Below are 25,943 nucleotides of genomic sequence, written 5' to 3' on the forward strand. Positions count from 1 at the left end.
GGAGCGGATGACTCGCAAAGTCATCCTATATCAAAGGAAACGCCGGTGTTCAAAGCGATTGCCCGCGTCGAATCGCGTTCCGGACACCGGGCGTGGACCGATGATCGGCGGATGGGCGAGGCCGCATCCGGCACGTGTAAGCCTGCTTGGCTGTGAGAGAGCGAACCACCAGGCGGCTGGTCACAGGACCACCGTCGGACAAACACACCGTGGCGGTTGTCCCTCCGCCACCCGCCCTTCCTCGCAACGCCGCCTCAGGTGGGATCGCCGCCCATGCGCCCGCGCGCCAGAATGTCGCGCTTGCCGACGTGGTTGGCGGCGCTGATGAATCCCTCCGCCTCCATGCGCTCGACGATGCGGGCGGAGCGGTTGTAGCCGATCTGTAGGCAGCGCTGGATGAAGCTGACCGAGACCTTATTCTCGCGCAGCACGAGGGCGACGGCCTGATCGTAAAGGTGATCGCCCGATCCCTCGAAGCCGACGTCGGCGTCGCCGCCGCCCGGGCCGCCCTCGTCCACCACCGGGGCGCCGTCCTCGTCCTCCTCGATGATGGAATGGACGTACTCCGGTTCCCCCTGCTCCTTGAGCTGAGCTACCAGGGCCTCGACCTCGTGATCGGAGACGAAGGCGCCGTGAATGCGCGCGATGCGTCCGCCGGCGGCCATGTACAGCATGTCACCCTGACCGACGAGCTGCTCGGCCCCGGCCTCGCCGAGAATGGTGCGGCTGTCGATCTTGCTCGTCACCTGGAAGCTGATGCGGGTCGGGAAGTTGGCCTTGATGGTGCCGGTGATGACATCCACCGAAGGCCGCTGGGTCGCCATGATGAGGTGAATGCCGGCCGCCCGCGCCATCTGCGCCAGTCGCTGGATGACCGCCTCGATCTCCTTGCCGGCGACCAGCATCAGGTCGGCCATCTCGTCCACAATGACCACGATATAGGGCAGCGTCTTCAGGTCCATGGGCCGATCCTCGACGATCGGCTCCTTGGCCTGACGGTCGTAACCGACCTGCACCTGCCGGGTGATGACCTCGCCGTTGGCCTGGGCTTCACGCATGCGGTGATTGAAGCCCTCGATGTTGCGCACGCCCACGGCCGACATGGCACGATAGCGGCTTTCCATTTCCCGCACCGCCCACTTCAGCGCCATGACCGCCTTGTTGGGGTCGGTGACCACGGGGGTCAGCAGATGCGGAATGCCGTCATAGACGGACAACTCCAGCATCTTGGGATCGACCATGATGAGCCGGCAGCGTTCCGGCGGCATGCGGGTCAGCAGCGACAGGATCATGGCGTTGATGCCCACCGACTTGCCGGACCCGGTGGTCCCCGCGATCAGCAGGTGCGGCATGCGCGCCAGATCGACCACGAACGGCGCGCCGTCGATGCCCTTGCCCAGCGCCAGCGGCAGCTTGGCGGACGACGCGGCGAAGGCGTCGGCCTGAAGGATGCCCTTCAGATACACCGTCTCGCGGGTGTCGTTGGGCAGTTCGATGCCGATGACGCTGCGCCCCGGCACCACGGCGATGCGGGCGGTCACCGCGCTCATGGACCGCGCGATGTCGTCGGCCAGATTGATGACGGTGGACGACTTGGTACCCGGAATCGGCTCCAGTTCATACAGCGTGATGACCGGCCCCTGGTGGACCTGCATGATCTCGCCGCGCACCTTGAAGTTGCGCAGAACGGTTTCCAGCGCCCGCGCCCGCTCGGCCAGCGCGGCCTCGTCCAGCACCCGTTCCGGATCACCGGCCGGATCCTGGAGCACATCCAGGGACGGCGGAGCGTATGTCGCCGTGGCGTCCGCGGCCGCACGGTCCAGCGCAGGACCGTCTTCCTCCGCTTCGGGCGCGTCGTCCTCCCAGTCCGGACGCTCCCAATCCGCCTCGTCGGCGGCCCCCTCGCCCTCACCCCAGCCGTCGTCCTGCCAGCCGGTTTCGGGATCGCCCGGATCGACATCGGCGGAGTTTTGGGGGTCTTCCGGAAGCGTGCCGTCGTCGCCCGCGTCGTCGTTTGCGTCGCCGGGGTCGGGCGTCCCGGCCAGCGCGGCCTGCGGCGCCCGGAACGGCACGGCTGGCGCGCCGACCGGCATCAAACGGTCGTCATCGCCCTCGCCCACCTCTGCCTCAGCCTCCGCCTCGCCGTCGCCCCGCGCTTCGCGCGCCGCCCGATGGGCGGCGTCGGCCCACTCGACGCCGGCCACGAAGGCAAAGGCCATGGCGGCCGCCGCGCCCTCGTCCCCCTGCCCGGTCCCGTAGGCCACCGTCTGGCCCTCGCGGCCGGGGTCAACCTCCACGTCCCATTCCCGGGCACCGTCCGGCCAGACGTGCTCGGTCATGCGGAACGGCATGTTGTTCAGGGCGCACCAAAGATTGAACTCGTCGGCGGTCAGAACATCCGCTTCGGCGATATCGTTGGACGGCGAGGGCGGTGTGACGGTCATGGGAGGCATCCTTCCAGGAACCGGCGCGGCTTTGGCACGGAGACAGGGTGGGCTCCGGCGCGGCGACACTGCCCCCCGCCCGGTCCCAAAGCGCGCTCAGGATCCACTCAGTGTCCACATGCTGTATGAAAAGGGCCGCCTTGTCCACCACGCTTTGTGGCGAAGCCCGACGAACCGGTTTCGCTATCGCGGCAACTCGTAGGCCGCCACCAACAGCTTGTCCACCGCGCCGTCGATATTGAACAGCGGCAGCACCAGCCGTTCCCAGGTCTGCGTCAAACCGTCGAAATCGGCGGTATACACACGCGAGACCGGAATATGTTCCGACACCACGCGGTCGTATTCGGCGCGGATGATGTCGCGGGCCCCATCCGGCAGCATGTCCACGGACTGGCCGGCCTTGTCGTCGCCGAACCGGCCGGCGAAGAACTTACTGTAGAAAGAGTAGGTGTAGGAGGCCATCGAGCCGGCCGGGTCCGGCTCCACCGCGATGACCACCAGATGGCCCATCCACGGCCGCAGATCGGCCGGATCGACATCGTCGGCCATTGGCGGGGTTTCGTCGCCGCACAGTCCGAGCCAGTAGTCGTAAAGACTTTTCAGTTGCGGGTGCCGCAGGACCAGGACGAGACGACTCATGAAACCGGCCATTTCGTTGAGGGGAAATCGGGGCCGCGCCGCCTCCGACGCTCTTTTGGGTATCAGGGTCGAGACCGGAGTGACAAGGTTTTTTCCAGGCACCCAGACGGACGGACGAGGGCGAACGGGGGCGGACGGTCGGTCAGCCCGCCAGGTCCCGCGAGCGAGTCGCGGCGGCGGCCACCGCGCGGGTCATCAGGGGCGACAGACCGTCCTGCGCGGCCATCAGCACCTCCAGCGCCGCCGCCGTGGTGCCGCCCGGACTGGTGACGTTGCGGCGAAGGACGCCCGGCTCGTCCTCGACCGTGTCCATCAGCGCCCCGGCGCCGCTTACGGTCGCCCGCGCCAGCCGCGCGGCCAGATCGGCCGGCAGCCCGGCCTCGACCCCGGCGGTCGCCAGACACTCGGTCAGCCAGAAGACATAGGCCGGGCCACTGCCCGACACCGCCGTTACGGCGTCCATCAGCGACTCGGTCTCCACCCACGCCAGATCGCCCACCGCGCGCAGCAGCGCGTCGCAGAGGGTTCGCGCGGTGTCGGAAACATGGGGATTGGCGCAGGCCACCGTCATGCCGCGATGGACCGCCGCCGGCGTGTTGGGCATGGCGCGGACCACCGGGGTGCCGTCACCGAACGCGGCCTCGAACCCGCCGATGTTCCGCCCGGCCGCCACCGAGAGGACGACGGTCCCGCCCCCGCCCAGATCGCGGTAGTCCGGCATGACCGCGTCCATCATCTGCGGCTTGACGGCCAGCACCAGCACATCCGGGCGCGCCTCGCCGGCCAAGGCCGACGGCGCCGCCACGGCCCGCACGCCGCCCAGTCCCTCGCTCAGCGCGGGGTCGATGACGGTCACATGGTCGGGAACAACCCCGTGGTCGAGCCATCCGGTCAGCAGCGCCCCACCCATCTTCCCCCCGCCCACCAGCCAGAGCCGGGCGGCGGCCAGGGCGGCCTGCGATAGTGCGGCGATTTCGCCCGATGGGGGCGCCTCAGTCATGGGCTCAGGCCTCGCCCACCGTGTCCAGCATGGCGGCGGCGATGGCTTCGGCCGGCGACTTCCCGCCCCAGATGACGAACTGGAAGGCGGGATAGAAACGGTCGCACTCCGACACCGCGATCTCCATCAGGTCGCGCACCTCTTCCGGCGCGATGCGGCGGTCGGACAGCAAAACGGTATGCCGGAACATCGGCGAGCCTTCATCGCTCCACAGCGCGAAGTGTCCCAGCCACAGACGCTCATTCAGATGGGCCAGCAACTCGAACACCGAAGAGCGGCGGCCGTCCGGAACCCGCATGTCGAAGGCGCAGGACAGGTGCAAGGCCGACAGTTCCTCCGACCACGCCAGAAACAGGCCGAGCGTGCACCACTGGCTCGGCACCTCGACCACCATCTCGTCCTCGCCGCGCCGGTCAAACACCCAATCCTTCACGGACAGGAACTGTTCGACCATATCAAGGGGATTGGCGGAGGTTTCTTCCACGCGAATGGCCGTGGCGGTCATGGCACCCTCCCAACGCTACGCCCCCTGATCGCGAGGGGACTGGCGGAGAACCGCTCCGGAACACCACACCCGTCATCGACCCGGGCGCACGTTCGGGTCTCCGTCCTCCGAAACCGGTTGGGACACACCCCGACCGGGCGCTTTCCCAACATATGGGGCCTTTCAGCATCCAGACCCACAACTACACCTTGCCAAACCCTTGGCCGTCTGACAAGGGGGCAGACCGTTCAGGACCACGCGTTCCCAAGACACGCCAAACGGCCCGACACATCTTCAAGTAACAGGAGAACGGGGGCATTGCAAGGCCTAGAAAACTATATCTTATGGCCGAGTCGCCCCTATAACCCCAGATAGGCCGTTTTTACCCGTTCGTTCTCAAGCAGGGCGCGGCCGCTGTCGGCCAGCACCACCCGGCCCGTCTCCAGCACATAGCCCCGAGTGGCGATGCCCAGCGCGGCATAGGCGTTCTGTTCCACCAGGAAGATGGTGGTGCCGTGGTCCTTCAGCAGCCGGATGGTGTCGAAAATCTCGCTCACCAGCAGGGGCGCGAGCCCCATCGACGGCTCGTCCAGCAGCAACAGGCGCGGATGCGACATCAGCGCGCGCGAGATCGCCAGCATCTGTTGCTGTCCGCCGGAGAGAGTCCCGGCCGGTTGTTTGCGCTTTTCCTTCAGGATGGGAAAGCGCGTGTACATGCGCTCCAGGTCGTCGGCCACCTTGGGACCGCGCCGCCGGAAGGCGCCCAGGCGCAGATTGTCCTCCACCGACAGCGGGCCGAACATCTGGCGGCCCTCCGGCACCTGGGCGATGCCCAACTTGACCCGGCGGTGGGAGGACGCCCGCGTGATGTCGCGCCCGTCGAACAGGATGCGCCCGGCGCTGACCGGCTGCACGCCGGAGACGCACCGCAACAGCGTGGTCTTGCCGGCGCCGTTGGCGCCGACGAGGGAGACCAGTTCCCCCTCCCCGATGGACAGGTCCACGCCGTCGAGCGTCTGAATGCGGCCGTAGTGGCTGGACAGGCCCTCAATCTGCAACATGACGCGGCCTCCCCCTCACACGTTGCCCAGGTAGGCGGCCACGACGGCCGGGTTGTTGCGCACCTCCTCCGGCGTGCCCTGGGCCAGCTTGCGGCCGTGGTCCAGCACCAGGATATGGTCCGAAATGCCCATCACCAGCTTCATGTCGTGCTCGACCAGCACCACCGTGACACCGGAGCGGGCGACGGCGACGATCACGTCGTCGATCTCCTTGGTCTCGCGTTCGTTCAGGCCGGCGGCCGGCTCGTCCAGCAACAGCAGGCGCGGTTCCGCCGCCAGGGCGCGGGCGATTTCCAGGCGCTTGAGCGCGCCATACGGCATCGTGCCGGCGTCGGCGTCGATGTCGGCGCCCAGGCCGACCATGTCCATCAGCTCGATGCAGCGCTTGCGCGCCGCCCGGTCGCCCCGGACGATCATCGGCAGCCGCAGCATGCAGGCCAGCAGGTTGGTGTTCAGGTGCAGATGGCGGCCGACCATCACGTTCTCGACGGCCGTCATGTTCATCATGATGCGCAGGTTCTGGAATGTCCGCGACAGGCCCATGCGGGCGAGGTCGTGCGGCCGCTTGCCGGCGATCTGGACGTCGTCCAGATAGATCGCCCCGGCGCTGGGCCGATACAGCCCGGTGATGAGGTTGAACAGCGTCGTCTTGCCGGCGCCGTTGGGACCGATGATGGAATGGATGGTGCCGGCATCAATGGCGAAATCCAGATCCTGGATGGCCTGCACACCACCGAAATGGATGCTCAGATTCTCGACCCGTAACAGACTCATCGCCGCGCCCCCCGGCGCCGCGCCAGTCCGGACAGGGTCGGCACCAGCCCCCTGGGCATGAAGATCATCACGGTCATCATGATCAGGCCCAGGATCATGTGTTCATAGCTGGCGAAGTCGGCCAGAAGCTGGGGCAGCACCGTCAGAACGGCCGCGCCCACCAAGGCCCCGAAGGTGGAGGCCATGCCGCCGAACACCACCATGGTGACGAACAGGATGGAGTGGAAGAAGCTCGCCTTCTCCGGGGTGACGAACTCCGAGAAGTGCGCCGCGAGCGAGCCGGCCACGGAGGCCATCACCGCCGACAGCACGAACACCATGACCTTGTAGCGGGTGGTGTCTACGCCGGCCACCTCCGCCGCCACCTCGGCGCCGTGCAGGCCGCGCAGGGCGCGCCCCACCGGGCTGTCGATGACGTTCAGCGAAATCCAGATGGCGAGGACCAGGAAAGCGGCGACGATCCAGTACCAGATTTGGCCGCCGTAAAGCTCCACGCCCCAGACCTCCATCGCCGGCACGTACATGCCGTCCGGCCCGCCGGTCAGCCAGGCCTCGCGGCTGATGACGATGTTGATGATGACACCCACACCCAGCGTCGCCATGGCCAGATAGTGCCCCGATAGCCGCAGGATGGGCCGGGCCATGATATAGGCCAAGAGGCCGACGCCGAGCGCGCCCAGCGGCATCGCCAGCGCCCCGTGCAGGCCGTACCGCGACGTCAGGATGGCCGACGCGTAGGCCCCCAGCGCGAAAAAGCCGGCGTGGCCCAGACTGATCTGGCCGGCATAGCCGATCAGCAGGTTGAGACCGATGACCACGATGGCGTTGATGCCGATGGTGATGGCCACGTCGTATTGATAGTTGTTGGCCAGCACCAGCGGCAGCACGGCGATGACGAGCAACAGCGCCAGCATGCCGCCGACGCGCTCCGACATCAGCATCTGCAAGGGGCTCGCCCGCGTGCCCAGGCGCCGGGTGTAGGTCTGCTTCTTGCGGTGCTTGCTGTAGCCGCTGGGCCTGATGTCCGCCATGATCGCCGCCCCCTAGACCCGCTCGGTGCCGCGCTTGCCGAACAACCCGCTCGGCATCAGGAACAGCACGCCCAGGATGACCACGAAGGCCATGGCGTCCTTGTAGTCGGACGAAATGTACCCGGCCCCCAGGCTTTCAATGATCCCCAGCAGCAGGCCGCCGACGATGGCGCCCAGGCCGCTGCCCAGCCCGCCCAGGATGGCGGCGGCGAAGCCTTTCAGGCCCAGCATGATGCCGACCTCGAAATGGGTCGCGGTGATGGGCGCGATCAGGATGCCGGCAATGGCGCCCAGCAGGGCCGACAGGCCGAAGCTCAGCAACAGCACGAAATTCACGTTGATGCCCATCAGGCGCGCGGCCAGCCGGTTGTGACTGGTGGCCAGGATCGCCTTGCCCAGCAGGGTGTAATTGAAAAAGACGTGCAGCAAGAGGACGATCAGCGCCGTGGTGCCCAGAATCCAGAGGCTCTGCGGCATGATCGTCGCCCCCATCAGGTCGAGGGGCTCGTTGCCGGAGAACGCCGGCAGCGCGTGCAAATCCTTGCCCAAGGTGACGCTGGTCAGACCGCGCAGGAAAATCGCGGCGCCAATGGTGATGATGATCAGGGTCACGACGTTGGCGTTGCGCACCGGCTCGATGGCCAGCTTCTCCAGCAGCAGACCGACGAGCATCGTCAGCCCCACCGCCCCCAGCACGGCCAGCGGCAGGTCGATCCCCTGACTGAGCAGGACCCATGTGACCATGCCGCCCAGCATGACGAACTCGCCCTGGGCGAAGTTGATGACGTGGCTGGCGTTGTAGATCAGCGCGAATCCCAGCGCCACGAGGGCGTAGATCGCGCCGCTGGTGACACCGGACAGCAGGAATTGGAGGAGTTCGACGAACGCGGGGGGCATGGAGGAATCCGTTGGCGGGTCGATCCGGCGCGCGCGCCGGCGACAGATGCCACGCGACTCGCGCGCCGGCACGGTGCCGCACCGGCGCGCGTCTCGCAAGGGGGATATGTGGGCGGTTGCTGGAAACGCCGCGCCCGTTCCCGACGGATCGGGCCGGGTCGGCTCCGGCCCGCCGCTCGGATCGGGGTTATTCCACCAGGGTCCAGTCGCCGCCCTGGATTTCCAGCATGCGGAAGGCGGACAGGTCCAGGCCCAGGTGATCGTCGGCGCTCATGTTGACCTCGCCGGCGGTGCCGATGAAGCCGCTGATGCCCTCCAGGGCCTCACGCACGGCAGCCGGGTCAGCGCTACCGGCGGCCTCGACGGCGGCCTTGTACATCATCAGGCCGTCGTAGGCATGGCCCCCGAACGTGGACACGGAGCCCGCGCCGTACTCCGCCTCATACGTGGTCATGTACCCCATGACGATCGGCCGCTGCAGGTCGTCCATCGGCAGCTTCTCGGCCACCAGCAGCGCGGCGGCGGGCAGACGCACACCCTCGGCCGCCTCGCCGGCCAGTTCGATGAACTTCTTCGAGGCCACACCGTGCGACTGGTAGAGCGGCACCTCGAAGCCGAGCTGGGCAAAGTTCTTGGTGACGATGGCCGGCCCCTGACCGAAGCCCGGGTTGACCACAGCCTCAAGGCCCTCGGTGTTCTTGATCTTGGTCAACTGGGCGACCATGTCGGTGTCCGACGGGGCGTAGGTCTCGTCGGCGACGATCTCAATGTCGTACTCCGGCGCCACCTCAAGGCACTGGGCGCGCATGGACTTGCCGAAGCCGCCGGTGCCGGAAATCAGGCCGACGTTGGAGATGCCGCGCGCCTGCATGTCCTCGAAGATCTTGCCGCAGGCCATGCGGTCGGTGTGCGGGGTCTTGAACACCCAGGGTTTGACCGGGTCGATGATGACCACGCCGCCGGCGAACGAGATGAACGGAATCTCGGCCCGCTCGACCAGGGGAATGACGGCCATGGTCGTGCCGGTGGTGGAGCCGCCCAGGATGACGTCGACCTCGTCCTCCTCCAGCAGGCGCTTGGCGAAGGTGCGCGCCTTGTTGGCGTCGCCGCCGGTGTCGTAGTGGATCAGTTCCAGCTGACGGCCCACCAGTCCGCCGGCGCCGTTGATGCGCGCGATGTACATCTCCAGCGTCTTCAGTTCCGGGTCGCCCAGGAACGACGCCGGCCCGGTCACGGCCAGAAACGAGCCGATGCGGATGGGGTCGTCCTGCGCGACTGCCGGCGCGGTGCCACCCAGCGCGAACACCGCCACCGTGGCGGCCAGAAGCCCCTTGGTCATCCGTTTGAACATGAAACCGTCCTCCCCTGTTGTTCGGCCTGCAAGGCCGTCTTGCTTGATCCGGTGATGTCCGTTCGGTCGGCGCCCCTCGGCCCGGAACGCGTCGCCCGGGCCCAATCACGCCTGGATGGGCGGGACCTTAGCCGAAAGCGATCAGGACCGAAACCGAAACGTCATCGTGTGAGTCACCCCCATGACGGAGACAAGACCATAACGGTTTGATGGGTTTGCGCAAAGCCCCGACGGAGGATCTCGGACCCCGGATCCGGGACCCAGGCCAGAGTCGTGAACAGGACCCGGGGGTCTGGAGGCGCCAGGGTTCCGAACCCGAATGAGGATCCGTTTCAGACCACCCTTTACCTACCGTTGGAGAACCCTCGACCGCCGCGCTCCCGTCGGAATGACGTTCTTTCGAGGCGATGGCGTCATCCTGAACACCCTAAGGGCGCGGAAGTTCTCCCTCGACGGGCTGCGGTCCTCACCCTTGTGATTTTTCGATCCCCCGAGGTCGGAGCCGTGGTGGAGGCCAGGGGAAATTGACTTCCCCCAAACGCCGGCCTAGCTTGAGACATCGTGGGCGGCGTGCCCCGATCACCCGACGAAACGACCCGTCCCGTCCGGTCGCCCGTGCGCGACGCGTTTTCGTGCGGCCAGGACCGGGAAGGCGGCCCCTCAGGCGGATGCCAACCCATGGCCCATCGCGACAGCTCCCAGCATCCCGGTACCGTGCTGCGTAAGCGGTTCATGGCGCCCAACGGCCTCGACGCGGATCGTGTGGCCGCCGACCTGGGCGTGCCGGTCAGCCGGCTGCAGGACGTGCTGTCCGGGCAGCGCTCGATCAGCGCCGACATGGCGCTGCGGCTTGGGCGTTATTTCGGCACCTCGCCGCTGTACTGGATGAACCTGCAAAGCCGCTTCGACCTGCATGTCACCGGCAAGGTCATGGCCGGCGACATCGAACGCGAGGTGCGGCCATTCCCGCAGCGGGTGGCGTGAGGCCGAGCCGCGTCACCATTCATCGACGGGCCGCATCAGCCACGATCACATCCCCGGCCCAGAACAGCGCGAGGTCGCCCTCCGTCAGGTCCAGGTGCCGGGGCGGATCGGCCGCCGGGTCGCCTTCGTCGCGCAGGCGGGCGAGGTCCGGCCCCTGACCGGGCGCCGGGCGCGCCGGCTCCAGCGCGTCCAGAATGGCGGTGGCCCCGTCCCGGAAGATGAGCAGCGCCGGCAGCGCGGGCGCGACGACCCCGAGATCCCGCCATGACAGCCGCGCGTGGCACGCGTTCAGGCCCAGGTCATCGGCCACAGCCAGCACGGTGCGCAGGCAAAAGCCGTCGCCGACAATGCCGTGGGCGTGCGCCAGGACCTCGCGATCCCCGCCCAACCCGTGGGCGGCGGCGATCAGCAGCAGACGGTCCAGGAAGCACCCGTTGACCGGTGGCACGTCGGAGGGCGCGGCGGCGGCGCCGGAAGGCTGTTCCATGTCGGCGGATATGGCGAAGCCGCCGGGGTGATGCAAGCGAAACCGCCGTCAACCGGTCCGCCCGGCCAGCGCACCGCCCAGCCGCACCGCCGTCATCAGACGCATCGCCGCCCGTTCGATCAGGCCCGACGCGTCGGCCATGGCCTCGGCCAGGGTCATCGGGCGGTCGACCACGGGCACGACCAGGGACAGCCCCGCCGCGACGAACGCGGCCGCGTCCCCTTCGACGGACCCCGCCAGGGCGACCGTCGGCACCCCGCCGGCGCGCGCCATGCGGGCGACGCTGACCGGCACCTTGCCGACCAACGACTGGGCATCCAGCCGCCCCTCGCCGGTGATGACCAGATCGGCACCAGCGATCCGGGCCTCAAGGTCGGCCAGGCCGGCGATCAGGGAAAAGCCGTCGCGGGTCTCCGCGTCCAGGATCGAACGCAACAAATAGCCGATGCCGCCAGCGGCGCCACTGCCGGCGGCGTCCCGCACATCCCGCCCCGTCGTTTCGACGACCAAGTTGGAAAAGCGGCCCATGGCGGCCTCGAAGGCGGCGATCTCGTCCTCCGCAACGCCCTTCTGCGGGCCGAAGACGGCAACGGCTCCCTTGGGACCCAACAGCGGGCTCGACACGTCCGACGCGATGGTCAGGCGCGCCCGCCGCGCCCGCGCATCCAGGCCGGACAGATCGATGGCGGCGATGCGCCCCAACGTGCCGCCCGCGCCCCGCACCGCGCGCCCCTCGGCGTCCAGAAACCGCGCTCCCAGGGCGGCCAGCAGCCCGGTGCCGGCATCGACGGTGGCACTGCCGCCGAGTCCCAGGATCACCTGCTCGGCGCCGCGATCCAGGGCGTCGCGGATCAGGTCCCCGGTGCCATGGCTGGAGGCCGCGTGGGGATCAAGCGTCGCGCCCATCAGCGGCAGACCGGAGGCCGCCGCCATCTCGATCACCGCGAGGCGCCGCCCGGGAACCCAGGCATAGGAGGCACTGACCGGCCGGTCCAGCGGGTCCCGTGCGGTGACGGTCACGATCTCGCCGCCCAGCACGGCATGAAGTGCCGCCACCGTCCCCTCGCCGCCGTCGGCCAGCGGGACCAGGACGGCGTCGACGGCCCCCCCGGCCCGGCCCAGGCCGGACTCGATGGCGCGGGCGACCTGTAGGCTGGTGGCGGAACCCTTGAAGGAATCCGGCGCGATCACGACCCGCATGGCGGCGCTGCCTTTCCCCGGTGCCGACCGACCGGCCCGTCGGGCCGCTTACGCCAGCACCCGCCCGGCAACCGCGTCCAACTTGGCCAGCATGCCCGGGTCTCGGACGTCCGGATGGGTGATGAGCGCGGTCTCCAGGGCCGCGTGACACCCCCGATCACAGGCCGTCGTCCGGCCCGACAGACGCGGCGCCACTGCCTTGACCAAGGCACGGCCCTTCTCGGCGTTGTCCATCAGAACCTTGATGATGGCATCCACGGTGACGTGGTCGTGGTGGGGGTGCCAACAGTCGTAATCCGTCACCATGGCAACCGTGCAGTAGCACATCTCGGCCTCGCGGGCGAGCTTCGCCTCCGGCATGTTGGTCATGCCGATCACGTCGCAGCCCCAGGCGCGGTAGAGTTCGCTTTCGGCCCGGGTCGAGAACTGCGGCCCTTCCATCACCAGATAGGTGCCGCCGCGCTGATGCGGAATGTCGAGGTCGCGGCAGGCTTGCTCCACGGCGTCGCCCACCCGGCCACAGGTGGGGTGGGCCATGGAGACATGGGCCACCATACCCTCTCCGAAAAAGCTCTTTTCGCGGGCGAAGGTACGGTCGATGAATTGATCGACGATCACGAACGTGCCCGGCGGCAGGTCGGCGTCCAGCGAACCGACCGCCGAGACCGACAGGATCTCCGTCACCCCGGCGCGCTTCAGGGCGTCGATGTTGGCGCGATAGTTCAGGCCCGACGGCGGAATCCGGTGGCCCCGTCCGTGTCGGGGCAGGAACACCATGGGCTGGCCGTCGAGATCGCCGAACAGCATCTGGTCGGACGGCGTGCCAAAGGGCGAGTCCATGGTTTCCCATCTGGTGTCGGTCAGCCCATCGATCTCGTATAGACCTGATCCGCCAATGACGCCGATGACCGGTGTGCCGCTATTGTTCGTCATGCCCTGTCTCTCCCGGGGTGAAGATCGGGCGGCATCCTAGAGCAAGTGACGCGCGAATGGAATCGCGGACCTTTTTCGTCCGACGACCCGAAAACCGTTCCTCATCAGCCGGTTGATGGCATGAAACCGAGGCGCCGGACATCAAATCGCGAAGTCGGCGGGACCATCGCGGACGGCCCGCACGCCGCTCTCCCTGGCCCGGCGACACAGGTCCTCCACCGTCAGGGTGTCCAGGTGGGCCTGTAGCGCGCGCTCGGCCGCCTCCGCCAGCGGCGCGATGACGGCCCGTTCCAGATCGGATGAAAGGGCCGGTCCCGCCGCCTCGGGCACGGCGCCGTCGCCGTCGCCGTCAAGACCGTCAAGGGCCTGGACGATCTCTCCGACCCCGATGCGCCGACGTTCCCGGGCCAGTCGGTAGCCGCCCCGGGGCCCGCGCTGCGCCACGAGCACGCCGGCCCGGACCAGGGCCTGAAACGTGTTTTCGAGAGAGCGGCGCGGCACGCCCACCCGATCGGCGACCTCCGCCCCACGCACTGGCGCCGCCCCGCCATGGAAGGCGATATCCAGCACGGCCTCCATGGCGATGCGGTGGCGTTGGGGAATGCGGATCATGCGGGTGGGCTCCGGAGGCGTCGGCGGGGGCGGGGGCGAGCGGCGGCGACACGTGAGGCACATAGGCCCGCGCCCCAGCGCCGTCAATCACACCGTTCCCGAGGGCGACCGTCCAATAGACAGGCGTCGCCGTAACTGTAAAACCGGTAGCCGCCCGCGATGGCGTGGGCATACGCGGCCTGCATGGTCCGCAGCCCGCTAAAGGCGGAGACCAGCATGAACAGCGTGCTTTTCGGCAGGTGGAAATTGGTCACCAGGCGGTCCACCGCGCGAAAGCGGTATCCCGGCGTGATGAACAGGTCCGTGCCGCCCGAGAACGCGCCCAGCGTCCCGTCCGGCGCGGCCGCGCTTTCCAGGATGCGCAGACTGGTCGTCCCCACCGCCACGACCCGACCACCGCCGGCGCGGGCCTCGCAAATGGCCTGGGCCGCCGCGGCCGAGATCTCGCCGTCCTCGACATGCATGCGGTGCTCGTCGGTATCCTCCGCCTTCACCGGCAGAAACGTCCCGGCGCCCACATGCAGTGTCACCGTCACCCGCCTGACCCCGCGCTCGTCCAAGGCCGCGAACAGCCGCTCCGTGAAATGCAAACCGGCCGTGGGCGCGGCCACCGCGCCGTCGGCCCGGGCGAACACGGTCTGATACGTCTCCCGGTCCGCCTGATCATCCGGCCGCTTGATATAGGGCGGCAAGGGCACATGACCATGGTCCTCCAGGGCCGCCGTCAACGCGGCGCCGGCCCGGTCAAACCGTACGAGAACCTCGCCGCCCTCGCCTTTCTCCGCGCACGCCCCGGTGAAGCCCTCAGCGAACAGGAGGTCGGTTCCCGGGCGCACCTTCTTGGCCGGACGGGCAAAGGCCCACCACGCGTCCGGGCCGACCCGTCGATGGAGCATCACCTCGACCCGGGCCTGTCCAACGCGAGCAAACAACCGCGCCGGAATGACACGGGTATCGTTCAGCACCAGGACATCCCCCGGCGACAACACCGACGGCAGATCCGCCACCGCCCGGTCTTCGAGGCCACCATCGGCGGTCACCCGGAGCAACCGCGCGCTGTCGCGCGGATCGGCCGGGCGGCTCGCGATTCTGTCTGCGGGGAGGTCAAAGTCGAACAGGTCAACGCGCATGGCGGTGGCATCGCGGTCGGCGTGAAACGGGGCCGCACTGTGCGTCACGCGGTGTCCACTGTCCAATCAAACCGCCTCGCCAGGCTGATCACGGCCTGGACAGCGGGAGAAAAGCGCCGGCCCCCGACCGTCACCAGACTGATTTCGCGACTCACCGCCGGGGCAACCAGGTCGCGCGTGACGACCCCCGGCATGATGGGCAGGAACTCTGGCATGATCGCGCACCCCATGCCCGCCAGGATCATGGCCTGGATCCAATCGTCGCGTTCCGTTTCATACCGCACGCGCAGCGCTGGCTCGGGCTGTTCGGAATGTCGGGCCAGCATGTATTCCCCGAATTCGCAATTGGACCGGTTCAAATAGTCCTCCCCGTCCAGGTCCGACAATGATACGGCGTTCAAGGTCCCGAACCGGTGCCCCTCTGGGAACGCAACGACATAGCGCTCCGAAAACAGAACCCGGGACTCAAGGCGATCCGGGAAACAGGGCAGCGCCAGAAGCGCGAGATCCAATTCCCCGTGGAGCATCCGGTCCATGATCCAGTCGGCCGGCCCCTCCCGCAACGCGACCTCGAGGGTCGGAATGTCCCGCTCCAGGGTCTGAAAGAATCGAATCAGCCGACGCGGGCCGATGGTGCACATCACCCCCAGCTTGAGCGGAGCCTTCTCAAGGTGGCGGAACCCCAGGGCCTCCGTGCGCGCGGCGGCGCTGGCGGCCATCACGGCTTCCAGGTGCGGTTTCATCAAATGCCCGAGATCGGTCAAGTGGGTCAGGGTGCGTTCGCGCCGGAACAACTGCCCGCCCAGCTCTTCTTCCAACTTGCGGATCGCCCGGGTCAACGCCGGTTGGGAGACGTTGCACATGTCTGCCGCGCGCGTGAAATTCAGCGATTCGGCCAGAGCCAGGAAATACCGCACCTGATGCATTTCCATGGGCTGTCTCCGTTCACCAGGGGACCAAGAGGTGCCATCATCGGGCCCATGCAAGGGAGATCGGGGGCCCGGCGGCGCCGCCGACCGCGACTCCGGGCCATGCGGACAGGCTGCGCGACCGGCCCCCAGCGGCGGCGCCACGTCCCCCAAAACGATTCGTCACTCAAGCGCTTTGCGTTTCATTTGGGGCACCCAACGCGCCTTAGCCCCTCGAGATGGAATCACATCGTCGTCGCGATCCGTTCCGGATCGCTTGGTTTTTGGTCCAGAAGCATCGGTGCCGCGTGGCGGGCGCGACGGCTGCCGTCCCAGGGCGCTTGCCGTGACCTCTACCTCGCGCGACAAGCCCCGACTCATACCTGTTTCAACTGATCATCCTACCGATCCGTCCCGGATCGCACACACCTTTTTGGCGCACGCGTCGCGGGCGTTCCGAATTACGCACTGCGCCCGACCCATTTCTGATCGAAGCTATTCGTCGCCGCGATCCGTTCCGGATTGTTCGGGACTGCCTCTATCGTCCCGTCCGGCCGCCCCCCGTGCGCGATCCCCAAAACAAAGAACACCCGGCACGCGACGTTCGCGTCCGGGTGGTTCTTCGTCGGCGTGTCAGGCTCGGATAACAGTCTTAACGATCCGGTCCTCTGCAATCCGCCCCTCCCACCGACCGAAGGTACGGGTCCCCATGTCACAGTCTGGGCCCCAGTGCCGGGGTTGCGCGCCCGCCTGAAGCGGGCCCCATCATGGCGGGGCCACCGATCAGCCCCGCCGTGATGGGAGGGTCCCAAACTCCCAGGTACATACGTCCGCGTAGAGAGTGGCGGTACCACCTTATTGGGCGGCCGGGGTCTCTTCCGGTTCGACAACCTCGGCAGCTTCCTCGACCACTTCCTCGGTCGCCTCGGCGACTTCCTCAGCGGCCGGCGCTTCCTCAGCAGCGGCTTCCTCAGCGGCCGGCGCTTCCTCAGCAGCCGGCGCTTCCTCAGCAGCGGCTTCCTCGGCGGCCGGCGCTTCCTCAGCAGCGGCTTCCTCAGCGGCCGGCGCTTCCTCAGCAGCGGCTTCCTCGGCGACCGGCGCTTCCTCAGCAGCGGCTTCCTCGGCGACCGGCGCTTCCTCAGCAGCGGCTTCCTCGACGGCGGCTTCCTCGACGGCCGGAGCCTCCTCAGCAGCGACTTCCTCGGCGGCCGGAGCCTCCTCAGCAGCGGCTTCCTCGGCGACCGGCGCTTCCTCAGCAGCGGCTTCCTCGGCGATGGCGTCCAGGTGGTACGCCGCCGTCCGCAGATCGACGTCCGCGCCCGGCCCCTGCAGGGACGGGTAGGCACTGATCACGTCCGCGCCCAGCAGAGGCTTGGTGGCCCCGTAGTGACACGTCGCGCAGTGAGCCTTCGGGGCGTCGCCCAGGATACCCAGCTTGTCAGCCGGATACTCAGGCTGCAGCGGGATCAGGAAGTGCTCGTTGATGTCCTGGTTCATCCGGATTCCGTACCACGCGGTGATACGGGCCGGCAGGGACTGGTTCCACTGCTCCAGCGCACGGGAGTTGTGGCAGTAGGTGCAGTTCGTGCCCAGGGCCTCGGAGATGAACATCATCAGACCGAAGGTCCGCTCGGCCGCGTTGATGTCCGGCTCCACCTGCTTGACGGTCGGCAGGGCCGTGTTGGACGTCACGCGAATATCGCCCACGCCGTCATCCATTTCCGACAGGAAAAGGGTGAAGGTCTCGTACGGCAGCGCCGCATAGGCGTTGTCGCGACGGGGCAGGTTCTGACCACGACGGTTGCCCGCGTTCTTGTTCGCGTGGGTCACCGGACGCGGGTCGGTGTAGAACAGCTCGGTCGGAACCGGCTGGCCACGGTGGCAGGTGTAGCAAGTCACGCCCGCCGGAGAGACGTGGTCACCCCACGTGGCGTTGACGTGCTGCACCATCTGGACCATGCGGCGCGAAACGATCTTGGTGTAGACGTCCTCGCTGACATAATCCACCGCCGTGCCTTCGCCGACGTGGCAGTAGGCGCAGCCCTCGTCCGGAGCCACCCACTCGGTGATCAGGGTCATCAGGCGGTCGAAGTTGGCCTGGGTCAGGTGACCCAACGCCGGAACGTTCTCGTAGACCTCGGAGGCCAGGGGGCCTTCGCCCTCCATCGCCGGCCAGAGTTCCGGAGCCACGTTTTCGGCGTTGCGCGCCGCAACCGCATTGATGTTCTGAATGTCGCCGAGCTGCTGGCCACGATACCCGAGCTGGTTCACGTAGTACCGGGGCGCATAGGTGTACAACAGCAGTCCAAGCGGGACCGTGATCACGGCCGCCCAGATGGCCAAGCCGAAGATGCGTTTGTTTCCTTTGGGAAGATAAGCCATTACTGCGCCCCCCCGCTCACCAGCGCCGGGTCAGACCCGGGCGGAAGAATGTCGGGAATGAACGGAACGATGCCGTGCTTCTCACCCCACAGGAACCAGTTGTCCACAGCCGTACCGGTCAGGATGATGCCGATCGATCCGCTCAGCGGCGTCAGGATCGCGAACCACCAGCCCCAGCGGTGGATGGATTCCATCGTGGCGTTAAAGCCGATGGTCCAGCGCCAGAACAGAGCGGCACGTTCCGCCGCCGTGCCACGGTCGGTGATCTGCTCGACCTCGCGGTCGCCGCCGTAGCGGGAGACCGACAGGATCGTCGCGCCGTGCATGGCGAACAGCAGAGCCGAACCGTACAGGAAGGCGATCGTCAGCATGTGGAACGGGCAGTAGTACAGGTTGCCGTACCGGATAGAGAACGCGGCGGTCCAGTCCAGGTGCGGGAAGATACCGAACGGCGGCGCTTCACTCCACGCCCCCATCAGGGCCGGACGGATCAGACCCAGGGCCAAGTACAGCCAGATCGCGGCGGTCCAGGCCCACGCCACGTGCGTGCCGAGGCCCAGCGCCTTCGCGCGGGTGTACGTCCGCCACCACCACAGACCCAGCGCCAGCGTCAGGAAGAAGCCGGCGGTGATCCACCAGCCGCCTTCGTTCAGAGGCGGAATGCTCAGGCCGTACTCGGGAGCCGGCGGCTCCAGACCCAGCCAGAAGAACTTCTGCATGAACGTCCAGATATTCCAGTCCACGCTCGCCAGCATGTTCAGGCCGATGATCTCAACGGCGATGAACCCGCTGAACAGCGCGGCGAGGCCAAAGAAGCCCAGGTAGATGGGGCCGATCTGCGCATCGCCGATCCACCCCAAGACACGCGAGAAGATCGGTGTGCCGACGCGTTGGGACATCCCCTCCGAGAGCGGCACGCCCAGGTGGGCTGGAGACCTCACCTGAACCCGCGTGAAGATACTTTGATATTCAGCCATCGTGTTGACCCCCTCACGACACAGCAGGTGCAAGCCAGATCCACATCTTCGGCCACCACATCCACCATTCCGGCCAACCACGGGTCCAGAGCGGACCGGCGATGAGAATGTGCACGCAGCTCGTCAGCACCGCGGTCAGGGCCAGGAACAGGCCAAGACGGTGAATGCCGAGGGGACCGATCGAGTAACCGATGAAATCCCGGAAGAACGTGTTCTCATGCTCGGGCAGCTTGACCTTTTCCCCTTTGCCGGGGTTGGCCGCGGACAGGATCAGGCCGCCGTGCAGCGCCAGGGCGAAGCACGTCACGAAGAAGAACGAGATGCCGGTCATGTGTCCCGGGTTGTAGTGCCAGTGCAGGTACTGGTAGCCGACGTTCGACACCCAGTCCAGGTGGCCCAGAATGCCATAGGGGAACCCATGACCCCACGCGCCCATCAGCAGCGGGCGAATGAACACCAGACACAGATACGCGAAGATGGCAACACTGAAAGCGATCGGCACATGATAGCCGATGCCCAGCTTATTGCAGATCTCGACTTCACGCAGCGCCCACGAGATGAAGGCACCAGCCGCGCACAGGGAGATGATCTGCCACATGCCCCCTTCCATGTAGGGCGCCACGCCCAGACCCACGCTCAGGTCCGGCGGTTCGATATTCAGGTTCCACAGGGTAGTGGCGGGGCTTTGGATAGCCCCCAAAAACATAAGAGCGATGCCAAGTCCGGCACAGGCAACAGCAGCGATCCCGAAGAAGCCGACGTAGAACGGCCCCACCCAGTAATCAAACAAGTTGCCGCCGACTAGCGTCCCTCCCCGGACACGATACTTTCGCTCGAAATCCAGCATGGCCATTGTTGGGACCCTCCGGCCAGAAGGCGGCAGCCGGCCGCCTCCACAATAGGATCAGTAGCGGCGGGTTCCGGGCCTCGCGCCGGAGACCCAACCGCTACCAACGAGACACGGCCCTAGACAGGACCGCGACCTCCATCAGCCTTAGGAGATCATCGTGGTGTACGGCAGCACCACGTTAACCATCTCCTGCGGGCCTTCCCACCAGTTCAGACGGTCCGTGCTCAGCAGCATGAAGTGCAGCAGCAGGCCGACCAGGGTCTGGAAAACGAAAATCGCAACCAGGGTACGGGCGGGATCAAGCAGCATCCAGAGCTTATGCATAGTTCTAACTCCTCGTTACACAGTATCGTTGCACGCCCGTCTTACACGGTGGCGTTGCACAGGGCGTCCGTCAGCCACGGGCACCACATCCACACCAGGACGTGCGCAACCACGACGAGGCCAAACCAGTAGCTGATGCCCTGGGTGAAGAAGGTGTGAAACTCCTTGGCTTCGTCTTCGGTCAGACCGGTGTTGTTCGCTGCGCTCTCAGCCATATCCATAACCTCCTAGTAGTTGGCCACAGTTGGCCAGTTCCAGGCACATCCCGGCCGGTCGAAACCGAACCGAAACATGTCCAGTGTGACTGGCCCACCCGCACCACGTTTTCGGGTGGACCCTCCGTGCCCCGCGGCGGCCGTCAGCACGACACAGCCTCGGGACAATGGAGCGGGTACGGAAGAAGCAACCTGGATCGACGTGGCGACCGTCATGTCAGTTGCCCCTCCGCGAAGGCGGCGAGTGTATCAGCAACGCGCGCCCTCGTCACGATTTCCTCCCCGGTCCGACGGGCCTCACGCTCGGCAATGTCCCGCAGCCGCTTGGCCGCTGAGATTCGCACCAGCATGGGCCGGGCCTCGACGCTTGAATCCAGCAGCGCCTTGGCCTCGTCGTCCCAGGGCAGTTCCCGGTGCAGCCGCGATGGAGTCGCGTCCACGGCATCCAGGTCCGTGCCCAGGGGGAGGATATTGAAGACCGCGTCGAACAGACTGTTGCAGACTTCCTGCACGATGTACGTGGCGCCGGCGTACCCCATGAAGGGCGTGCCGGTATGCCGCCGCACGATCGCGCCCGGAAACGACGCGGGAATATACTGCGCCCGGCCACCGATTTCGGCCAGGTACGTACGCTCGTTGTGACTGCCGAACAGGATCAGCGGCGTTTTCTCCTGCACCGCCTTGCGGATGGCCGCGTTGTCCGGCTTCTCGCCCGCCCGCCGCGCAAACGAAAACGCGCAGGGCAGGCCCATCTCGTCTTCCAGGAACCCCCGCACGCCGCTGGCATAGGTCTCGGTGGCCGAGATGCCGAAGCTCGCCGTGCCGAAGAAGTCCTGGGTCACCGACCGCCACAAATCCCAGATCGGGCGAATCGTCGTTTGTTTCTCGCGCTCAATGAACGGTTCCGGATCCAGGCCCAGCACCTCGCCCAGCGCCCGCAGGAACCGCGTGGTCGAGTGTAGCCCGAACGGCGCGCGAAGCCACGGTTTTTCCAGCGCCTCGCAGAGCGATTCGCCAACCTCGCGGTACAGGCAGATATTCGCATCCGCATCCGTGAGTCGGCCGACCTGCTCCAGCGGCACGCCAACCGGGAACGTCAGGTTGACCTCGGCGCCGATCCCGCGCACCAGCCGCTCAACCTCCGCCACGTCCGACCAGGAATTGAACATGCCGTAGATGGCGCCGATGATGTTGACGCGCGGCGTGTCGCCCGGCTGGCGCTGAGTCGGCTCCGGCCAACGGCCCTTGACCAGACCGTATTCCTTCCACAGCCACACCAGCGCGCGGTCGGCGCACTGCCACTGATCCTCGTCGATCGTGCGCGGAAGGAAGCGACGGATGTTGGTCCCCTCGGGCGTCACGCCGCCACCGATCATCTCGGCGATGGAGCCGGTGACCACCACGGCGGGTTTGTCCGGATCAAGCGCATTGCGCGCGCGAACCATAGCCGCCTCGGTCCCGAACTGGCCCAACTCCTCCTCGCCCAGCCCGGTGACCACCACCGGAAGCTCGAACGGGGGCAGACCGTCGGTGTAGTGCAGCACGGCGGTCACGGGCAGGTTCTCGCAGCCGACGGGGCCGTCGATGATGACCTGAAGCCCGCGAATCGCGGTCAAAACGTGGATCGCACCCCAGTAGCCGCCCGCGCGGTCGTGGTCGAGAACCAGCATCAGCCGTCCCTCCCCACGTCGATGCTGCGGCCGCCGCCCACGGTCGAGAAGAACGAATGCATGGTGCGGAACCGCTCGCGGTTGGCGGCGGCGGCGTTGATGACCTGGGCCAGCGAGCCAGCGCCGGCCGGTCCCATCATGGGCCGCGCGGAAATCAGGTTGGTGAAGTACAGCGCCGGAATGGCCTTCTGCTTGGCGTACTGGACCACCGGACCGATGGCCACGTCGGGCGAGAAGGCGTCCACCGCCTGCTTGTCTTTTTCCAGCGAAGCGCGGAACTCGACGTGTGCACCACGCGCCCGGAGCCAAGCCTCGTCGTCGGCCGACCAGGGCGTGCGCGGAGTCGCCGTGCCGACGTAAGGCACATCGGCGCCGGCCTCCATCAGCACGCGCGCGACCAGCAGTTCCGAGCCCTCGTACCCGGAGACGATCACCCGGTGCGGAATCGAGGTCTTTTCCAGCGCACCCTTGACCGCCGGCAGCACCCGGGCCTTCGCGGTGTCAACTTTGTCGGCCGGCACGTTGCACGCCTTGCCGATGGCCTCCAGCCAGGAGGCGGTGCCCTCGACACCCACAGGCGCCGACCCGACCACCGGGCGTCCGGCGGTCTGGAACTCGGTCACACAACGGGTATAGAACGGATGGATCGCGGCGGCGGCGGCGCAGTCCAGCGCGGCATACAGTTCGCGCCACTCGCGGGTCGGCACGACCGGCCCGATGGCCAGATCCATCGGCTCGATCATCTGGGCGATGCCCACGGGATCGGCCGGGAACATTTCACCGAGCAGAGTCACCGTCGGCTTCTCGATCAGCCCACCGCGCGGCGCCATCACCGGGCCCTGCTCGGCCTCGGCGCGGGCATAGGCCAGCATCGCGCCGGACAGAACGTCCTTGGCCTCGGCATGGGTCGTGACCCCGAACCCGGGCACATCAATGCCGATGATGCGCACGCCGTTGATCTCGCGCGGCAACAGCCGCAGCGGCACGCCGGAGGCCGACGGGACGCACAAATTGGTGACCACGATGGCGTCGTACTTCTCGGGGTCGGCCAGATCGTGCACCGACTCCTTGATGTCCTCGAACAGCTTGCCGGTGACCAGCGTCTCGGAGTCGAACGGAACATACCCGATGGACCGTCGCGCGCCGTAGAAGTGCGCCGTGAAGCTGAGACCATATACGCAGCAGGCCGAGCCGCTCAGGATCGTCGCCGTGCGCCGCATGCGCAGCCCGACGCGCAGCGACCCGAAGGCCGGGCACATGGTCTGCGGGCGCCCGTGCGGACCCGGTCGGTGAGACCGGGCAACGCGGGCGAGGGCCTCGCTGTTGCTGAGCGTCGGCTCGGCACCGCCATGACACCCCGCCACGCCGACACCCCGGGCGCCTTCGGCCCCGGCGTCAGCCGACGACACACCGGCCGCGTCATAGGCCGTCTCTGCGGCCTCCGCGGCGCGATCATCGTCGCGTGTGGCGGTGAAATCGGTCATCGATGCGGGCCCTTGCCTTTCGCTCTCCACGGTCAATCACACAGTATCGTACACAACCTCGAGCGACTTGCGCTCGATCACCTTGCCGCCGCGCATGTCGGCGGCCGTCGCCGGCTCCAGCACCACGTCGCGGCCCACGTCCTCGCTCTTGAACAGGTTCAGCAGCGCATCCTGCGACAGGGGCGCGGGCTGGACCGGCGGGGCCTCGGCGACGTTGTCGGCCAGCGAGGAGAACAGATCCCCCCACGGGCTGTCGGGATGACCGACGATCTGATAGTTCGCGCTCTTGCGGCGGATGTCCTCATCGGCCGGAATGGCCGACAGAACGGGAATGCCCGCCACCTCGGCGAACGCCGCCGCCTCCCCGGTTCCGTCGTCCTTGTTGATCACCATGCCCGCCACACCGACCGTACCCCCCAGCTTGCGGAAGTACTGCACGGCCGAGCAGACGTTGTTGGCGACATACAGGGACTGCAGATCGTTGGAGCCAACGACGATGACCTTTTGACACATATCGCGGGCGATCGGCAAGCCGAACCCGCCACAGACGACATCCCCCAGAAAATCTAGGAGAACAAAATCGAAATCCCACTCATGGAATCCGAGCGATTCCAGGATTTCAAAACCATGGATAATGCCGCGTCCGCCGCAGCCGCGCCCCACCTCCGGGCCGCCCAACTCCATGGCGTAGACTCCGTCGCGTTTGAAGCAAACGTCGCCGATGGTCACGTCTTCCCCGGCCTGCTTCTTGCGCGACGAGGTTTCGATGATGGTCGGGCAGTTGCGACCGCCGAACAGCAGCGAGGTGGTGTCGCTCTTGGGATCGCAGCCGATCAGCAGCACCCGCCGACCCTGGCTGGCCATCATGTAGGACAGGTTGGCGAGCGTGAAGCTCTTGCCGATGCCGCCCTTGCCGTAGACGGCGATCACCTGCGGCCGCTTGGCGGCGGCGTCATCCAGGGCGGACTCGACTCGCGGTCCAAGACCGCGCGCCGTCTCCGGCTTCGCCTGTGCGGTGGTGCTGGCGCCGGGTCCGGGTGTCATGCGCGGGCTCTCCAATCCAGAATCATTTTCAAGCACGTCGGGTCACCGAACGCGGTGCGGTAGGCCTCTTCGGCTCGGTCCACACCCGCCCGGTGGGTGATGAGGCCGTCCAACGACAGGCGGCCCTCCTCGATCAGGGCGATCACCGCGCCCAGGTCCTCGGGGCGCCATTCGGCGGCAACCCGCAGACGAGCCTCGCGCAGGAATGCGGAGACGAAATCGAAACTCAGCGACCCCTCATAGAACCCGGCCAGCACGATCTCGCCGCCCTTGGCCAGCCGCGCCATCAGGCTGTCGAGGATCGCGGCGTCGCCACTGACGTCGCAGATGCAACGATAGTCACGCCGCTCATCGGAGGCCGGATCGACCACCGCATACCCCATGGCGCCATCGGCACGGGCGGGATTGGTTTCCCAGACCACCGGAGCCGCGCCGCCCATGGCGACAATCAGCCGGGCCACCAGACGGCCCAGAACACCATGCCCGACCACCAGGTCCGGCAGCATCGAGTCGTTGCCGGCCAGGGCGTGCCGCGCGGTCGCGGCCAGGGCCAGCAGAACGGCCCGCTCGTCCAGATCGGCCGGCACCGGCAGCACGCGCGCGCCCGGCACCACAATGCGGGACGCCGCGCCACCGAACAGGCCCCGCACCTCGCCATAACACTTGGCGCCCGGCACGAAGACCCTCTCCCCCACCGTCCGACCGGACTCCGGCCCGGCCGAGACAATGCACCCGACCGATTCATATCCCGGCACCAACGGATACCCCATCCCGGGGAACGGCGGCATGCGCCCGGTCCACAGCAGGCGCTCCGTCCCGGTGCTGATGCCGCTCCACTCAATCTCGACAACCACGTCCGCGTCGGCGGGCGGGTCGAGGTCGAGCCGTGTCAGCGACAGGCGCTCCGGTTGTTCAATGACGATCGCGTCGGTGTGCATGGACCCTCGCGGCGACTGCCCCAAGATGTGCCGTTCAAAGCCTTGAGTGAGTGTTGTCAGTCTAGCTTGACTGGGGGGGATGTCAATCCCGACTTACAATCCCCCCTCCCAAAAGTCATAGCGG

At 67.2% G+C, this 25,943-nt stretch carries 25 protein-coding genes; 1 reads left to right on the forward strand and 24 read right to left on the reverse strand.

The window, feature by feature from the left end:
- Window positions 1–254: 254 nt before the first annotated feature.
- The 9 genes from BLS85_RS05375 to BLS85_RS05415 form a co-directional block, all read right to left on the reverse strand.
- The gene (locus BLS85_RS05375; RefSeq protein ID WP_092783365.1) at window positions 255–2,444 is read right to left on the reverse strand and encodes a DNA translocase FtsK; all 2,190 of its coding nucleotides are present in this window, start codon (window positions 2,442–2,444) and stop codon (window positions 255–257) included.
- Between the two features lie 183 nt (window positions 2,445–2,627).
- Window positions 2,628–3,083 (reverse strand): PAS domain-containing protein, encoded by a 456-nt coding sequence (locus tag BLS85_RS05380; protein ID WP_092784012.1) that lies wholly within the window; start codon window positions 3,081–3,083, stop codon window positions 2,628–2,630.
- 142 nt (window positions 3,084–3,225) lie between these two features.
- A complete protein-coding gene (gene proC / locus BLS85_RS05385; protein ID WP_092783368.1) occupies window positions 3,226–4,083 on the reverse strand; it encodes a pyrroline-5-carboxylate reductase in 858 nt (285 codons plus the stop codon).
- A gap of 4 nt (window positions 4,084–4,087) precedes the next feature.
- The gene (locus BLS85_RS05390) at window positions 4,088–4,588 is read right to left on the reverse strand and encodes a type III secretion system chaperone family protein (protein ID WP_092783371.1); all 501 of its coding nucleotides are present in this window, start codon (window positions 4,586–4,588) and stop codon (window positions 4,088–4,090) included.
- Between the two features lie 338 nt (window positions 4,589–4,926).
- A complete protein-coding gene (locus BLS85_RS05395; protein WP_092783373.1) occupies window positions 4,927–5,628 on the reverse strand; it encodes an ABC transporter ATP-binding protein in 702 nt (233 codons plus the stop codon).
- 15 nt (window positions 5,629–5,643) lie between these two features.
- On the reverse strand, window positions 5,644–6,402 hold the full coding sequence (locus BLS85_RS05400) for an ABC transporter ATP-binding protein (RefSeq protein WP_092783376.1): 759 nt from the start codon (window positions 6,400–6,402) through the stop codon (window positions 5,644–5,646).
- Window positions 6,399–7,433 (reverse strand): branched-chain amino acid ABC transporter permease, encoded by a 1,035-nt coding sequence (locus tag BLS85_RS05405; protein WP_342729132.1) that lies wholly within the window; start codon window positions 7,431–7,433, stop codon window positions 6,399–6,401. Before BLS85_RS05405 ends, BLS85_RS05400 begins: the two co-directional genes overlap by 4 nt.
- A 12-nt stretch (window positions 7,434–7,445) precedes the next feature.
- Complete coding sequence (locus tag BLS85_RS05410) at window positions 7,446–8,330, reverse strand: branched-chain amino acid ABC transporter permease (RefSeq protein WP_092783379.1); 885 nt, start codon at window positions 8,328–8,330, stop codon at window positions 7,446–7,448.
- A 187-nt stretch (window positions 8,331–8,517) separates the two neighbouring features.
- Window positions 8,518–9,681: an ABC transporter substrate-binding protein gene (locus tag BLS85_RS05415; protein WP_092783382.1), complete on the reverse strand. Its 1,164-nt coding sequence runs from the start codon at window positions 9,679–9,681 to the stop codon at window positions 8,518–8,520.
- Between the two features lie 678 nt (window positions 9,682–10,359).
- On the opposite strand from BLS85_RS05415, the gene BLS85_RS05420 reads away from it, so the two are divergent.
- Window positions 10,360–10,665: a HigA family addiction module antitoxin gene (locus BLS85_RS05420; protein WP_092783385.1), complete on the forward strand. Its 306-nt coding sequence runs from the start codon at window positions 10,360–10,362 to the stop codon at window positions 10,663–10,665.
- Window positions 10,666–10,684: 19 nt separating this feature from the next.
- Here BLS85_RS05420 and BLS85_RS05425 read toward each other — a convergent pair whose 3' ends face one another.
- From BLS85_RS05425 to bchC, 15 genes are all read right to left on the reverse strand, one after another.
- Window positions 10,685–11,188, reverse strand: a complete 504-nt coding sequence (locus BLS85_RS05425; RefSeq protein ID WP_092783388.1) for a cysteine peptidase family C39 domain-containing protein — start codon at window positions 11,186–11,188, stop codon at window positions 10,685–10,687.
- Between the two features lie 12 nt (window positions 11,189–11,200).
- The gene (locus tag BLS85_RS05430; RefSeq protein WP_092783391.1) at window positions 11,201–12,352 is read right to left on the reverse strand and encodes a glycerate kinase; all 1,152 of its coding nucleotides are present in this window, start codon (window positions 12,350–12,352) and stop codon (window positions 11,201–11,203) included.
- A 48-nt stretch (window positions 12,353–12,400) separates the two neighbouring features.
- A complete protein-coding gene (locus BLS85_RS05435; RefSeq protein ID WP_092783394.1) occupies window positions 12,401–13,285 on the reverse strand; it encodes an S-methyl-5'-thioadenosine phosphorylase in 885 nt (294 codons plus the stop codon).
- A 141-nt stretch (window positions 13,286–13,426) separates the two neighbouring features.
- Complete coding sequence (locus BLS85_RS05440) at window positions 13,427–13,897, reverse strand: RrF2 family transcriptional regulator (protein ID WP_092783397.1); 471 nt, start codon at window positions 13,895–13,897, stop codon at window positions 13,427–13,429.
- 83 nt (window positions 13,898–13,980) lie between these two features.
- Window positions 13,981–15,027 (reverse strand): tRNA preQ1(34) S-adenosylmethionine ribosyltransferase-isomerase QueA, encoded by a 1,047-nt coding sequence (queA, locus tag BLS85_RS05445; protein WP_092784018.1) that lies wholly within the window; start codon window positions 15,025–15,027, stop codon window positions 13,981–13,983.
- Window positions 15,028–15,071: 44 nt separating this feature from the next.
- Complete coding sequence (locus BLS85_RS05450; RefSeq protein ID WP_092783400.1) at window positions 15,072–15,959, reverse strand: LysR family transcriptional regulator; 888 nt, start codon at window positions 15,957–15,959, stop codon at window positions 15,072–15,074.
- 831 nt (window positions 15,960–16,790) lie between these two features.
- The gene (gene pufC / locus BLS85_RS05455) at window positions 16,791–18,317 is read right to left on the reverse strand and encodes a photosynthetic reaction center cytochrome PufC (protein ID WP_092783403.1); all 1,527 of its coding nucleotides are present in this window, start codon (window positions 18,315–18,317) and stop codon (window positions 16,791–16,793) included.
- Window positions 18,317–19,294, reverse strand: coding sequence for a photosynthetic reaction center subunit M (pufM, locus tag BLS85_RS05460; protein ID WP_092783406.1), 978 nt, complete (start codon window positions 19,292–19,294; stop codon window positions 18,317–18,319). Before pufM ends, pufC begins: the two co-directional genes overlap by 1 nt.
- Before the next feature lie 13 nt (window positions 19,295–19,307).
- The gene (gene pufL, locus BLS85_RS05465) at window positions 19,308–20,147 is read right to left on the reverse strand and encodes a photosynthetic reaction center subunit L (RefSeq protein ID WP_092783408.1); all 840 of its coding nucleotides are present in this window, start codon (window positions 20,145–20,147) and stop codon (window positions 19,308–19,310) included.
- Window positions 20,148–20,288: 141 nt separating this feature from the next.
- Window positions 20,289–20,468, reverse strand: a complete 180-nt coding sequence (pufA, locus tag BLS85_RS05470; RefSeq protein WP_092783411.1) for a light-harvesting antenna LH1, alpha subunit — start codon at window positions 20,466–20,468, stop codon at window positions 20,289–20,291.
- Between the two features lie 41 nt (window positions 20,469–20,509).
- Window positions 20,510–20,683: a light-harvesting antenna LH1, beta subunit gene (gene pufB / locus BLS85_RS05475; protein ID WP_092783414.1), complete on the reverse strand. Its 174-nt coding sequence runs from the start codon at window positions 20,681–20,683 to the stop codon at window positions 20,510–20,512.
- 212 nt (window positions 20,684–20,895) lie between these two features.
- Window positions 20,896–22,353 (reverse strand): chlorophyllide a reductase subunit Z, encoded by a 1,458-nt coding sequence (gene bchZ, locus BLS85_RS05480; protein ID WP_092783417.1) that lies wholly within the window; start codon window positions 22,351–22,353, stop codon window positions 20,896–20,898.
- Entirely contained in the window at window positions 22,353–23,837 is a 1,485-nt protein-coding gene (bchY, locus tag BLS85_RS05485) for a chlorophyllide a reductase subunit Y (RefSeq protein WP_092783420.1), read from the reverse strand. Before bchY ends, bchZ begins: the two co-directional genes overlap by 1 nt.
- 36 nt (window positions 23,838–23,873) lie before the next feature.
- The gene (locus tag BLS85_RS05490) at window positions 23,874–24,881 is read right to left on the reverse strand and encodes a chlorophyllide a reductase iron protein subunit X (protein ID WP_092783423.1); all 1,008 of its coding nucleotides are present in this window, start codon (window positions 24,879–24,881) and stop codon (window positions 23,874–23,876) included.
- Complete coding sequence (gene bchC / locus BLS85_RS05495) at window positions 24,878–25,819, reverse strand: chlorophyll synthesis pathway protein BchC (protein ID WP_092783426.1); 942 nt, start codon at window positions 25,817–25,819, stop codon at window positions 24,878–24,880. The genes BLS85_RS05490 and bchC overlap by 4 nt, the downstream gene beginning before the upstream one ends.
- Between the last annotated feature and the right edge of the window lie 124 nt (window positions 25,820–25,943).

It is taken from the genome of Rhodospira trueperi (assembly GCF_900101965.1).
Lineage (GTDB): Bacteria > Pseudomonadota > Alphaproteobacteria > Rhodospirillales > Rhodospirillaceae > Rhodospira > Rhodospira trueperi.

Coding starts and splice junctions, on each gene's coding strand:
- BLS85_RS05375 (WP_092783365.1), bottom strand. CDS start 2,444: ATGACCGTCACACCGCCCTCGCCGTCCAACGATATCGCCGAAGCGGAT.
- BLS85_RS05435 (WP_092783394.1), bottom strand. CDS start 13,285: ATGACGAACAATAGCGGCACACCGGTCATCGGCGTCATTGGCGGATCA.
- pufL (WP_092783408.1), bottom strand. CDS start 20,147: ATGGCCATGCTGGATTTCGAGCGAAAGTATCGTGTCCGGGGAGGGACG.
- BLS85_RS05430 (WP_092783391.1), bottom strand. CDS start 12,352: ATGCGGGTCGTGATCGCGCCGGATTCCTTCAAGGGTTCCGCCACCAGC.
- bchC (WP_092783426.1), bottom strand. CDS start 25,819: ATGCACACCGACGCGATCGTCATTGAACAACCGGAGCGCCTGTCGCTG.
- proC (WP_092783368.1), bottom strand. CDS start 4,083: ATGACTGAGGCGCCCCCATCGGGCGAAATCGCCGCACTATCGCAGGCC.
- bchZ (WP_092783417.1), bottom strand. CDS start 22,353: ATGCTGGTTCTCGACCACGACCGCGCGGGCGGCTACTGGGGTGCGATC.
- BLS85_RS05395 (WP_092783373.1), bottom strand. CDS start 5,628: ATGTTGCAGATTGAGGGCCTGTCCAGCCACTACGGCCGCATTCAGACG.
- BLS85_RS05390 (WP_092783371.1), bottom strand. CDS start 4,588: ATGACCGCCACGGCCATTCGCGTGGAAGAAACCTCCGCCAATCCCCTT.
- BLS85_RS05450 (WP_092783400.1), bottom strand. CDS start 15,959: ATGGAAATGCATCAGGTGCGGTATTTCCTGGCTCTGGCCGAATCGCTG.
- BLS85_RS05380 (WP_092784012.1), bottom strand. CDS start 3,083: ATGAGTCGTCTCGTCCTGGTCCTGCGGCACCCGCAACTGAAAAGTCTT.
- pufB (WP_092783414.1), bottom strand. CDS start 20,683: ATGGCTGAGAGCGCAGCGAACAACACCGGTCTGACCGAAGACGAAGCC.
- BLS85_RS05440 (WP_092783397.1), bottom strand. CDS start 13,897: ATGATCCGCATTCCCCAACGCCACCGCATCGCCATGGAGGCCGTGCTG.
- queA (WP_092784018.1), bottom strand. CDS start 15,027: ATGCGCGTTGACCTGTTCGACTTTGACCTCCCCGCAGACAGAATCGCG.
- pufC (WP_092783403.1), bottom strand. CDS start 18,317: ATGGCTTATCTTCCCAAAGGAAACAAACGCATCTTCGGCTTGGCCATC.
- BLS85_RS05415 (WP_092783382.1), bottom strand. CDS start 9,681: ATGTTCAAACGGATGACCAAGGGGCTTCTGGCCGCCACGGTGGCGGTG.
- BLS85_RS05410 (WP_092783379.1), bottom strand. CDS start 8,330: ATGCCCCCCGCGTTCGTCGAACTCCTCCAATTCCTGCTGTCCGGTGTC.
- BLS85_RS05420 (WP_092783385.1), top strand. CDS start 10,360: ATGGCCCATCGCGACAGCTCCCAGCATCCCGGTACCGTGCTGCGTAAG.
- BLS85_RS05405 (WP_342729132.1), bottom strand. CDS start 7,433: ATGGCGGACATCAGGCCCAGCGGCTACAGCAAGCACCGCAAGAAGCAG.
- BLS85_RS05490 (WP_092783423.1), bottom strand. CDS start 24,881: ATGACACCCGGACCCGGCGCCAGCACCACCGCACAGGCGAAGCCGGAG.
- bchY (WP_092783420.1), bottom strand. CDS start 23,837: ATGACCGATTTCACCGCCACACGCGACGATGATCGCGCCGCGGAGGCC.
- pufM (WP_092783406.1), bottom strand. CDS start 19,294: ATGGCTGAATATCAAAGTATCTTCACGCGGGTTCAGGTGAGGTCTCCA.
- BLS85_RS05400 (WP_092783376.1), bottom strand. CDS start 6,402: ATGAGTCTGTTACGGGTCGAGAATCTGAGCATCCATTTCGGTGGTGTG.
- pufA (WP_092783411.1), bottom strand. CDS start 20,468: ATGCATAAGCTCTGGATGCTGCTTGATCCCGCCCGTACCCTGGTTGCG.